This window comes from Photorhabdus sp. RM323S, from assembly GCF_042879375.1.
Taxonomy (GTDB): domain Bacteria; phylum Pseudomonadota; class Gammaproteobacteria; order Enterobacterales; family Enterobacteriaceae; genus Photorhabdus; species Photorhabdus tasmaniensis.
This window is the reverse complement of the sequence record NZ_JBHFKZ010000083.1, coordinates 1-10,840: the sequence shown is the minus strand read 5'-3', so window position 1 is coordinate 10,840 and position 10,840 is coordinate 1. Positions and strand designations below refer to the sequence as shown.

Below are 10,840 nucleotides of genomic sequence, written 5' to 3'. Positions count from 1 at the left end.
AATGAAACAGACCAAAATGGTGATGCAAAAATGCGGCATATTCATTAGGCAAGCTCGAAACGGATTGGTTTATTTCATACTGGGATTGCTTTAATAGCTGCATGATATGCGGCGGATTATAAGAATCGGGATCGGCAACAAGTAGAATCTGTCCTGGTTTCAGGTACCGATTATCGGCATTCAACGCCATAAAATACCGGGCTGCTTTGCTATTCGAATGACTGAACAGCAAGCTTGCCTGAAAACTTAATCCTCCAGGTTGCGGTACTATGCAGAAACCGGGTTGAATGTTCCTCTCCATACTATTTTGCCCCTCAAAACGTGTTGAAATAAGATTACTCGAATTCAGGCAGTATAAGTTTCTTTTAGTTCCACAATGATTGCCTAATCAGATAATAGGATTATTTTTAATTTATGGATATACCGGTTCTTAATCCTTCGACGTTGTATTCTTTCAGGTGAGGGTAAAGGCTATCATATTGAATGGTTTTGGTCTAAATGGCAAAACTGGAACCTATCATCAGCAGTTGCTCCTATTCCTTGTAGAATCTTTCTAACAAGTTTGCGATAGATCCCGCTCATTCTTACCTGAATTGACAGCTTTTTCTGTTATAAAGAAGAGGGAGGTGTCCATCCAGTTTGACTGCGAGGATTATATATTTACATTTATATAATATATTTGACAGTTTTTTACAATTTTACCATTGAAATCAAATAAAAGGGATTCACAATGAAAGTTTAAACTAAAACACAGGGTAAAATAATATGGCGAACATGATTTATGTAACGATAAAAGGTGAAACCCAAGGGCTTATTTCTCAAGGCTGTTCAACTCTGGATTCTATTGGTAACCGATATCAGAATGGACATGAAAATCGAATTATGGTACTGCAATTCAATCATGGCTTGACTGTCGCGCAGAATGTCAATTATCAGCCGGTAAACTTCATTAAACCATTAGATAAATCTTCGCCATTATTAATGATAGCGGCGGCTAATCGTGAAAAAATGGAATTGACATTTGATGTTTATCGGACCTCGCAAATAGGCTCACAGGAACTTTTCTATTCCATCTTGCTCACTGGGACAAAAATTTGCGGTTTAAATGTTAATTATCCGCATGTTGTTAATGATAATAAAGGCCAACCGGAGGAAGTTGTTTCAGTTCAGTATGTTAACATTACTTGTCGGCATTATATGGCAGGAACATCAGGATATTGCATCTGGGATGAGATGGTTTATTGATAACTATAATTTATACGCTTAGTTTTTAGTTAATCACTAAGCGTGTTTTTGGAATAAATATGTTAATATAAAGAAGTTGTGGTTATCATGTGCATCCGCCTATTCATATTATTTACTTGTAATAACATTGTAAATAAATTTATCTCCTAAATCCCTAATGTTGTGATGATTATTTTAGGTGTTGAGCAGAAATTTGTACATTGGAAATAACAATGCGGTTAGTAAAAATAATATCATCATAAATATAGAAATATAGTAGTATCTTATTATAAATGATGATAATCTTTTTGGGATTTTTTTTGCGAATATAAACGCTTCATTTGGTATGTGGTTCTCTATAAAAGAATATGATAGTGGTAATTTCCTCTTGGTTATCAACTGATAGAAAAAACAAGAAACAATAATACTGCCAAAGATCCCTGAGAATGAAGACATATAGATGATTTGAGGTATAGAATAACCTTCGCGGATATAAAGATCCGTTAGTTCTCTGAATTTCGAACTATTGAACATGTAAAAAATAATAAACACCCAAATTAAAAAAAAGGCAGAGCAGGATATAAAGAATGTAATGTATTTTAAAATGTTCATATTATTCACTTATTATTATATCAGAAACATATTCACCTATTGTATCCCCCAATTCTCCTCCAGCGTAACCCCCTATAACTCCTCCAACAGCCGCACATATCCAGCCACCAGCACCTCCGGCAGGTGCAGTAGCGATACCTAAAGCAAGGCATACCGACCCTGCTGCATATGCACCAGCACTGCCACCTGCAATACTAAAGCCTGTTCTTGTCCCAAATTTAGTATATTGTTGTACTATACAGAAACCGGGTTGAATGTTCCTCTCCATACTATTTTGCCCTCAAAACGTGTTGAAATAAGATTACTCGAATTCAGACAGTATAAGTTTCTTTTAGTTCCACAATGATTGTTTAATCAGATAATAGGATTGTTTTTAATTTATAAATATATTGGTGTTTAATCCCTCGACGCTATATTTCCCCAAGTGATGGTAAAGGTTCCCGTGCTGAATGATTTTGGTCTGAATCGCAAAACTGGAAGCTATCATTAGCACTTTTCCATATTCCTTGTAGAATCTTTCCAACAATCTTCCTGCCGTCAGGATACTTCTGCGGACACGCTGTAAATAATGTTTAAATTGGATTTAGGGAACGAAATATATCATTTTTGTTACGTTACTCTTACCAGAATTTGTGATAGATTCAGCTCGTTTTTGTCTATTAGTGTAGTTCAATTTATGTTTTTCTGTTATAGCGAGTAAGGTTATGAATGGATTTGTATATTTGGCAATGGCAATTGTTGCTGAGGTTGTGGCAACCGCTTCATTAAAAGCTTCCGATGGGTTTAGTAAATTATTTCCTTCTATACTGGTCATTGTTGGATATGGCATTGCTTTCTGGGCATTATCTCATGTAGTTAAAGTAGTGCCATTGGGAGTTGCCTACGCGATATGGTCTGGTCTTGGTATTGTGCTGGTTTCGGTTGCGGCGATATTTTTATATCAGCAGAAGTTGGATTGGGCGGCTATGTTAGGTATGGCGCTTATCATTGCGGGCGTTATGGTAATAAATTTGCTTTCTGACAGCAGTGCACATTAATTAATGATGCCGCATGGTTTTCCCTGAATTGTTTTTCGGAGAAGAGATATGTTAAATATCGACGATAAGAAAGGATTCAATGAGGTTTTAATAGGAGCGCTACTCTTTAATTTTACTTTATTGGCTGGCTGTAGTAGTCAAACAGGGAAAACATTTGCCCAATATCAAGCGATGCAATATTCTCAGCCAGAAATTGGTCTTGGAATTGATGCCAGAGCAACTTGTATTTATGCAGGTGGTACACCTGCATTAGCCATACAATTAAATGGTACACAAACACCGGTGTGTCAGTTGGTGAATGGCAAACGTTGTGATGAAAGGGCGTTATTGCAAGGTTCTTGCACGCCCATTTAAAGTAGAAATCAGGCAACTGCCTGTTATGAGCAGGAACATGCCGTTGAGGTCACGATGGTAGATACCTTTAGGCATGATTCTGCGAGTATATTTGATCTACGAGCTAACCGTTTTAACGCCTGAATTGGCAATTATTGACGATCAAAAAATTGGCTGATCAACACCAATACAGCAATAACCAGATAAGCGGCAAAAATACCAACTAGCCATTGTGGCATCTCTAATGACAAAAATTGCCATTGCCTTGTTGAACAGTCACCGGAGGCTTCAAACACCGAAGGGAGCCATTTATCTAATGCTAACCATGAAGGAAAGTTTACAAAAAAATCACAAGTATTAAATGGGGAAGGATATAACTGGATCATAGTATGTTCCCATGCCAATTGCAGGCCACGCCAGGCACTGTAGATCCACAAAATAATAGCCAACCAACGTAATGGTGTTTTTGGCGCGATTGCGCCTAGTAACCCAGCACCTAACACACCAAACAGAGCAACCCGCTCATAAATACACATCACACAGGGCTGTAATTTCATCACGTGCTGAAAATATAAGGCTGAACCTTCCAATGTTAAGGCAGCCAAAGCCATTAGCAGCCATGCGCTTCGTCCTTGGGAATAGTGGTTTAAAAATCGCATCATGTCCTTTTTTCCATGCAGATAAGATAAATAATTGAACGCCTATTTTGCCGCCTAAAATGCAACAAAAAAAGTCAATTAAAGTAAATCTGTTTTTTCGGGTAAAAGATAAAGCCGGATTGAGCACAATCAGCGTTCAATCCGGCATGGGTAATAACGTTATGAAGTAAATTTGTTGCCGGTTATGGCAACGCGATTAAACCCCACTGGACCATGATGTCAGTCATCGGAATTAACAGAAATTCCACACATAACAAACCCACCAGAGTCATCACAATGGTGTAGGGTAATGCCATAATGACCATTCGACCATAAGACAAACGGATTAAGGGTGATAATGCCGAGGTTAACAAGAACAGGAATGCAGCTTGCCCGTTAGGTGTTGCAACGGAAGGCAGGTTAGTGCCGGTATTAATGGCAATCGCCAGATATTCAAATTGTTTATGTGAAATTAGCCCTTCTTGCAGAGCAGCCTTGGCTTCATTGATATAAACCGTACCAACAAACACGTTATCTGACACTGCTGAGAGCAGGCCATTAAACAGATAGAATAGGGAAAGCTGAGAAGTTTCTGAAGCCTGTAAAACGAACTGAATAAATGGTGTAAACAGTTGTTGGTCAACTATCGCTGCAACAATCGAAAAGAATACCGTTAATAATGCCGTGAATGGCAATGCCTCTTCAAATGCTTTGCCCAGTGCATGTTCTTCCGTGATACCGCAAAAAGAGGTGGTCAGAATGATCACTGACAGACCGATGAGACCAACCTCTGCCAAATGAAATGCCAGAGCGACAATTAACCATAGGCCAATCAGTGCCTGAGTAATAAGCTGCGCTTTTTCCTGGCCGGTTCGTTTTGCGCTGGTTTTTTTATCATAACTTTCCAGTACTTGCCGGACGCGTTCTGGCAATTCTGCACCATAACCGAATAATTTAAAGTGTTCGACCAGAAAACAGACCAGCAGTCCACAGATAAAAACAGGCAAGGTAACCGGAGCCATGCGAATAAAAAAAGTGACGAAATCCCAGCCAACACTTTTGGCGATAATCAGATTTTGGGGTTCTCCCACCATGGTCATCACACCACCGAGCGCAGTCCCTAAACCTGCATGCATCATCAGGCTACGTAAAAAAGCACGAAACTGTGTGAACGTTTGTTTCCTTTTCTCTGCATCAATGTGATGATCATTATTCGGCTTCAATGCATCATGCTGCTCAGAGATAAAATTGTTATAGATAGAATAGAAGCCAAGGGAAACACTAATAACCACCGCGATAACCGTCAGAGCATCAAGGAATGCTGAGAGGAATGCGCTGGCTAAACAGAATGCCAGGGCAAGCATCCGTTTGGATTTTATGGAAAGAAGCAATTTAGTGAACGCAAATAACAATAACTGCTTCATAAAGTAAATCCCTGCGACCATAAATATCAGCAGCAGAATCACTTCCAGGTTATTAGCAATTTCATGACCAATTTGTTGCGGTGAGGTCATACCGATGATGACGGCTTCAATTGCCAATAAACCACCGGGTTGTAACGGGTAGCATTTAAGTGCCATTGCCAAAGTAAAGATAAATTCGACAACCAGCAGCCAGCCGGCAACAAATGGGTTGATGAAGAAGAATACAAGTGGGTTGATGATGAGAAAAGCGATGATAGCTAACTTATACCAATTCGGCGAGTTGCCGAGAAAGTTTTTTATCGCCGCTTTCCGGGTATTGGTTTCCATGGTAATTAAAATTCCTCTAAATTCAGAAGGTCGTGTTCTCTAAACAATAGTACGCTTTAATATAAAATATTTTAAGGGAGATGAAGCACAGTTAAACAATTCGTGTGCTTTTTTCGTGACCGTTTTTGTGGTTTCTAGACTAGACAGCTATATTGGAGGGGCGCATTCTGATATAATTTCATCTATTATTAGTTGAAAAATTCACGTTGGAATAACAAAAATATGGTCATTAAGGCTCAAAGTCCCGCAGGTTTTGCGGAAGAATATATTATTGAGAGTATATGGAACGGCCGTTTTCCTCCTGGCTCTATTCTTCCGGCAGAACGTGAATTATCTGAGTTGATTGGTGTAACAAGGACTACCCTGCGTGAGGTATTGCAGCGTTTGGCACGTGATGGTTGGTTGACTATTCAGCATGGCAAGCCAACAAAAGTGAATAACTTTTGGGAAACATCAGGTCTTAATATTTTAGAAACACTGGCTCGTCTTGATCACGATCGCGTTCCTGAGTTAATTGATAATCTACTGGCAGTGAGAACGAATATTGCCGCAATATTTATTCGCACAGCTTTTAGGCATAATCCAAGTCAGTCATTGGAAGTGTTGGCAAAAAAAGAGAATGTGGAAGATAACTCAGAGTCTTTCAGCGCTCTGGATTATGATATTTTCCGTGGTTTGGCTTTTGCTTCAGACAATCCAATTTACGGCCTTATTATCAATGGGTTGAAAGGGCTATATACTCGTGTAGGGCGTTATTACTTCTCTAATCCTGAGGCACGCAAATTGGCGTTGAACTTTTATCAGCAATTGGCGGTGTTATGCCGTGATAAATCCTACGATAAAGTTATGGAATGTGTACGTAACTATGGTAAAGAGAGCGGTATCATTTGGCACAGTATGCAAAGTACGATGCCAAGTGATTTAACTGAAGTTTGTCGTTGATATGATATCTCGTTAGTATTTTTACTTAATGCCAAGTCTTAATCCAATTCATTGGTTTCAAATCAAAACTATTTTGAACTGACCCGGGACAGCATGTTCTGCCCCGGGAATTTTGTTGATTTTTTCTTCTCATTTCAAGTCAATCATCAAGGTGTTAATTTTAGAATATTATTTTGAATTTGTGGGTTTTGTTTGGTTTTTTACTTCGATTAATTGATGGTTATTGGTATCTTGTGGTTGTTTAATTGATTCATCGTTTTCGCTGAAAAAATAAGAATAATGACTGTATATTCAATAATTAGCCTACGATATAAATCTTAAATTTTATTTTAATTTCATCATCTTAGTGTTAGGTTGTGTAAATTGCCTGTGTATAAGCAACAAATGTTCTTGTTGCATAAATGTAATGTTATTGTGACCTAAATCATAAATGTAGATTATTGACGTTACCGAGGATTGTCCTATATTGGTTTTTTTTAGGCAGCATATTATGCTTGGCTAAATTTTTAATCATCAGGGGACCATGATGAAAATCCTTGTTTTAGGTAGTGGCGTTATTGGTGTAACCAGTGCCTGGTATTTGGTACAGCAAGGTCATGAAGTAACCGTTATTGATCGTCAGGGAAGTGTTGCACAGGAAACCAGCGCGGCGAATGCCGGTCAGATCTCGCCGGGATACGCGACGCCGTGGGGAGCGCCAGGTATTCCACTGAAAGCCATTAAATGGATATTTCAACGTCATGCTCCGCTGTCTATCCGCCCTGATGGTTCGCTGTTTCAGTTACGCTGGATGTGGCAGATGCTGCGCAATTGTGATGCAAGTCACTATGCAATCAATAAAAGCCGGATGGTACGGCTGGCAGAGTACAGTCGTGACTGTATCAAACAGTTAAGGGCAGATACTGGCATTCAATACGAAGGTCGCCAGCGGGGTACTCTTCAATTATTCCGCACCAATAAGCAGTTTGATAATGCGATGAATGACATCGCGGTTCTTGAACAAGAAGGTGTGCCTTACAACCTGTTAACGCCAGATAAGTTGGCGACAGTTGAACCGGCATTGGCCCATGTCGCTCATAAATTGACGGGAGGCTTACAATTACCGAACGATGAAACGGGTGATTGTCAGCTTTTTACCAAAGAACTGGCAAAAATGGCAGAAACGGCTGGTGTCACGTTTTTGTTTAATAAACAGGTCAAACAATTGCAGGTAGAAGGGCACCGTATTTCGGGTGTCCAGTGCGAAGATGGCGTCATGACGGCAGACAGCTATGTTGTTGCGATGGGAGCCTATTCCACTGAACTGTTGAATGGTCTTGTCAAAATCCCGGTCTATCCGCTGAAAGGTTATTCATTAACTATGCCTATCGTAGATATGGAACGGGCTCCGATCTCGACTGCGTTGGATGAAACATACAAAATTGCGATTACTCGGTTTGACAATCGTATTCGTGTTGGCGGCATGGCAGAAGTTGTGGGCTTTAATTTGAATGTGCTTAAAGCACGTTGTGAAACACTGAAAATGGTGGTGCAGGATCTCTATCCGGGAGGGGGCGATATTGCTCAGGCTAATTTCTGGACAGGCTTACGGCCAATGACACCAGACGGTACTCCAATTGTTGGTCCGACTGACTATAACAATCTCTACCTCAATACAGGGCACGGCACGTTAGGATGGACAATGGCATGTGGTTCTAGTCAGTTACTCGCGGATCTTATTTCAGGTAAGAAGCCTTCCATTGCTTCTGATGATTTGTCAGTATTCCGTTATGTTAATGGTTTTAATACGAAATTTGGGCCATTGCGCCATCAATTGCACACTGAACTGAGGGGCTGATATGCCACGTCCAATTTCGGCAACGATCCATCTTGATGCGTTGAAAAATAACCTGGCGATTATTCGTAATAGGGTCGGTAATAGCAAAATTTGGGCTGTAGTTAAAGCAAATGCTTATGGGCATGGCTTGCGTTGTTTATGGCGGTATCTTGATCAGACAGATGGATTTGCCTTACTTGATTTTAATGAAGCGATTTTATTGCGGGAACAAGGTTGGCAGCGGCCTATCTTGCTGTTAGAGGGGTTTTTCAAACCAGAAGATTTGTCGGTAATTGATCAGTATCAGTTGACAACGGTGGTACATAGTCATTGGCAACTTAAAGCAATCGAGATGGCCAATTTGAGCAGGCCAATCGATATTTATCTAAAATTAAACAGCGGTATGAATCGATTGGGTTTCCCTGCGGGTCAATATAAAGAGGTTTTATCGCGGGCAAGGGGTATCCGGCAAATTGGGCAAATAACGTTGATGTCGCATTTTGCGAATGCAGATAATAAGGAAATTGGCGTTACTGAACAACTTAACATTATTAATTCAGTCAGTCAGGGCTTGGATATTGCTCAATGTTTGGCTAATTCAGCCGCTTCTCTATGGTATCCGCAAACTCATCGGGATTGGGTACGTCCCGGTATTGCGCTTTATGGTGCTTCTCCCAGTGGAAAGTGGAACGATATTGCGGATATTGGGTTGAAAGCTGTGATGAGTCTGCACAGTGAGATTATTGCCATTCAGCATCTTAACGCTGGGGAAAAAGTGGGTTATGGCGGTAAATATACAGCATCAGGTCCTATTAGAGTCGGTACCGTTGCCTGTGGTTATGCTGATGGCTACCCTCGTAGAGCAATGACGGGAGCACCGGTTATTGTCGATGGCGTCAGAACTCAGGTGTTAGGTGCAATATCAATGGACATGTTGTCAGTAGATTTGACACCTTGCCCGCAGGCCCAAATTGGCAGTCCTGTTGAATTGTGGGGGCAAAACCTGCCGGTGGATGATGTGGCAGAGATCCCTGGAACGATTGGTTATGAATTGTTGTGTGCATTGACGGATCGGGTCCCGGTATTTATATGTCGTTAAATACCAGGCAGGACGGTTTTGCTCTGATTGAGGGAATGATAAATAATAATTTATTTCTGGTATTATTCAGAAAGTAAGTTATCGATTTCTCTAAATTAATATATCTGTTTTTCACATATAATCTGTATGTTTTCGTTAAGAAAATTAAGTCTAATTTAGACATATCGTGCTTTTTGGACAAAAATACTATGTTATTCTTGGAAATAAGGGAGATGATCTTTTACACTTACACTTGATAATAGCCAATCGCATAATTGTTTTATAGGAAATAGTTAATAATGATCAACAAAGCAAAAGTTCTAGCGACAGCCATCACTTTTTGTTTTTCTTCATCGGTAGCTTATGCAGGGCAGTGGTCAGTTGGCGCATCTGTTCTGGCTCAGTCACCACCTTATAAAGGAGTAAAGAGTGAAGATAAAGTGTTACCTGTTCCAATGGTTAATTATGAAACTGACAATTTCTATTTTCATACTTTAGCTGCTGGGTATTATTTGTGGAACGAACCGAAAGATAAATTATCTTTGGATGTGTATTATTATCCTCAAAGTTTCAGCCCAAAAGATAATGAAGATAAGCAGTTGAAAAAACTGGATAAACGTCGGGATACCATGATGGGCGGTTTTAGTTATCGCCATAGTGAAGATTGGGGAATATTACGCAGTTCTTTTGCGGCGGATACTTTAAGTAACAGTAAAGGGATCAGGGTTGACCTGGCTTATTTATATGACTTTGACATGGGTAGTTGGTCATTACAACCAGGATTAGGTGTGGTCTGGAATAGTAAAAAACAAAATCGCTACGAATATGGTATTAAAGAGCGTGAATCACATCGTAGCGGGTTGGAAAAGTATACTCCAGGTGATAGTTGGACTCCCTACTTGGAATTATCTGCTAATTATGAATTTAACCAGACATGGTCTGTATTTATGATGGGGCGTGTTGAATGGCTACCGGATGAAATTAAAGATAGCCCAATGGTTAATAAATCATATTCAAGTATTGTTTGGACAGGTATTACATATAGTTTTTAATTACCCGAAACAATAATACCGGATAGAGACTGAATTCACCGGATTGTATTCAGTCTTCTTTGTGGTTTTTTTGAGATATTTAACCTGAACTTTGCTTAAGAAGGAAATTAAAGTCTCTGAGATACGATCAACGTTTTTGTCAAAGAAAATTCAAAACATCACAGTCCGCTCTATTTCTTGCTTAATATTCCTTCAATATAAAAGAAAATATGCTACCATTCACCGATGAAGAGAAAACACACACCAACGCCACATGACGCTGTTTTTAAGGTGCGACGCGAAAGCTGTCTCCATGATTGTCTCACCCAAGTTAGGACAGAGAGACCTGCTGTTTCCTCAGCAGTAGCCTACCGAAGC

Annotated in this window: 10 protein-coding genes and 1 pseudogene; 7 read left to right on the top strand and 4 right to left on the bottom strand. The window is 39.9% G+C overall.

The window, feature by feature from the left end; genetic code table 11:
- Positions 1-301: pseudogene (locus tag ACGF7G_RS21060) on the bottom strand (hypothetical protein); the annotation flags it as partial.
- A 464-nt stretch (positions 302-765) separates the two neighbouring features.
- Between ACGF7G_RS21060 and ACGF7G_RS21055 the strand changes: the two are divergent.
- Entirely contained in the window at positions 766-1,245 is a 480-nt protein-coding gene (locus tag ACGF7G_RS21055) for an Hcp family type VI secretion system effector (protein WP_387468148.1), read from the top strand.
- A 592-nt stretch (positions 1,246-1,837) separates the two neighbouring features.
- On the opposite strand, the gene ACGF7G_RS21050 is transcribed toward ACGF7G_RS21055, so the two are convergent.
- Positions 1,838-2,104 carry a hypothetical protein gene (locus tag ACGF7G_RS21050; protein WP_387468146.1) on the bottom strand — a complete coding sequence of 89 codons (267 nt, stop codon included), beginning with the start codon at positions 2,102-2,104 and terminating at the stop codon, positions 1,838-1,840.
- Between the two features lie 436 nt (positions 2,105-2,540).
- Between ACGF7G_RS21050 and ACGF7G_RS21045 the strand changes: the two genes are divergently transcribed.
- Both ACGF7G_RS21045 and ACGF7G_RS21040 read left to right on the top strand, forming a co-directional pair.
- The gene (locus ACGF7G_RS21045; RefSeq protein WP_021325552.1) at positions 2,541-2,873 is read left to right on the top strand and encodes a multidrug efflux SMR transporter; all 333 of its coding nucleotides are present in this window, start codon (positions 2,541-2,543) and stop codon (positions 2,871-2,873) included.
- A 48-nt stretch (positions 2,874-2,921) separates the two neighbouring features.
- The gene (locus ACGF7G_RS21040; RefSeq protein WP_387468144.1) at positions 2,922-3,227 is read left to right on the top strand and encodes a DUF333 domain-containing protein; all 306 of its coding nucleotides are present in this window, start codon (positions 2,922-2,924) and stop codon (positions 3,225-3,227) included.
- A 131-nt stretch (positions 3,228-3,358) separates the two neighbouring features.
- Here the strand turns inward: ACGF7G_RS21040 and dsbB are convergent, their stop codons facing one another.
- Both dsbB and nhaB read right to left on the bottom strand, forming a co-directional pair.
- Positions 3,359-3,868 carry a disulfide bond formation protein DsbB gene (gene dsbB, locus ACGF7G_RS21035; protein WP_387468143.1) on the bottom strand — a complete coding sequence of 170 codons (510 nt, stop codon included), beginning with the start codon at positions 3,866-3,868 and terminating at the stop codon, positions 3,359-3,361.
- A 179-nt stretch (positions 3,869-4,047) separates the two neighbouring features.
- On the bottom strand, positions 4,048-5,595 hold the full coding sequence (gene nhaB, locus ACGF7G_RS21030) for a sodium/proton antiporter NhaB (protein WP_387468141.1): 1,548 nt from the start codon (positions 5,593-5,595) through the stop codon (positions 4,048-4,050).
- 222 nt (positions 5,596-5,817) lie between these two features.
- Here nhaB and fadR point away from each other — a divergent pair, with 222 nt between their 5' ends.
- From fadR to ACGF7G_RS21010, 4 genes are all read left to right on the top strand, one after another.
- Positions 5,818-6,537: a fatty acid metabolism transcriptional regulator FadR gene (gene fadR / locus ACGF7G_RS21025; RefSeq protein ID WP_387468140.1), complete on the top strand. Its 720-nt coding sequence runs from the start codon at positions 5,818-5,820 to the stop codon at positions 6,535-6,537.
- A gap of 526 nt (positions 6,538-7,063) precedes the next feature.
- Positions 7,064-8,374: a D-amino acid dehydrogenase gene (locus ACGF7G_RS21020; RefSeq protein WP_387468138.1), complete on the top strand. Its 1,311-nt coding sequence runs from the start codon at positions 7,064-7,066 to the stop codon at positions 8,372-8,374.
- 1 nt (position 8,375) lies between these two features.
- Positions 8,376-9,452: a catabolic alanine racemase DadX gene (dadX, locus tag ACGF7G_RS21015; protein ID WP_166296019.1), complete on the top strand. Its 1,077-nt coding sequence runs from the start codon at positions 8,376-8,378 to the stop codon at positions 9,450-9,452.
- A 278-nt stretch (positions 9,453-9,730) separates the two neighbouring features.
- Positions 9,731-10,483, top strand: a complete 753-nt coding sequence (locus tag ACGF7G_RS21010) for a MipA/OmpV family protein (RefSeq protein WP_387468135.1) — start codon at positions 9,731-9,733, stop codon at positions 10,481-10,483.
- The last annotated feature ends 357 nt before the right edge of the window (positions 10,484-10,840 follow it).

Coding starts and splice junctions, on each gene's coding strand:
- ACGF7G_RS21055 (WP_387468148.1), top strand. CDS start 766: ATGGCGAACATGATTTATGTAACGATAAAAGGTGAAACCCAAGGGCTT.
- ACGF7G_RS21045 (WP_021325552.1), top strand. CDS start 2,541: ATGAATGGATTTGTATATTTGGCAATGGCAATTGTTGCTGAGGTTGTG.
- nhaB (WP_387468141.1), bottom strand. CDS start 5,595: ATGGAAACCAATACCCGGAAAGCGGCGATAAAAAACTTTCTCGGCAAC.
- dsbB (WP_387468143.1), bottom strand. CDS start 3,868: ATGATGCGATTTTTAAACCACTATTCCCAAGGACGAAGCGCATGGCTG.
- ACGF7G_RS21020 (WP_387468138.1), top strand. CDS start 7,064: ATGAAAATCCTTGTTTTAGGTAGTGGCGTTATTGGTGTAACCAGTGCC.
- ACGF7G_RS21040 (WP_387468144.1), top strand. CDS start 2,922: ATGTTAAATATCGACGATAAGAAAGGATTCAATGAGGTTTTAATAGGA.
- ACGF7G_RS21050 (WP_387468146.1), bottom strand. CDS start 2,104: ATGGAGAGGAACATTCAACCCGGTTTCTGTATAGTACAACAATATACT.
- fadR (WP_387468140.1), top strand. CDS start 5,818: ATGGTCATTAAGGCTCAAAGTCCCGCAGGTTTTGCGGAAGAATATATT.
- dadX (WP_166296019.1), top strand. CDS start 8,376: ATGCCACGTCCAATTTCGGCAACGATCCATCTTGATGCGTTGAAAAAT.
- ACGF7G_RS21010 (WP_387468135.1), top strand. CDS start 9,731: ATGATCAACAAAGCAAAAGTTCTAGCGACAGCCATCACTTTTTGTTTT.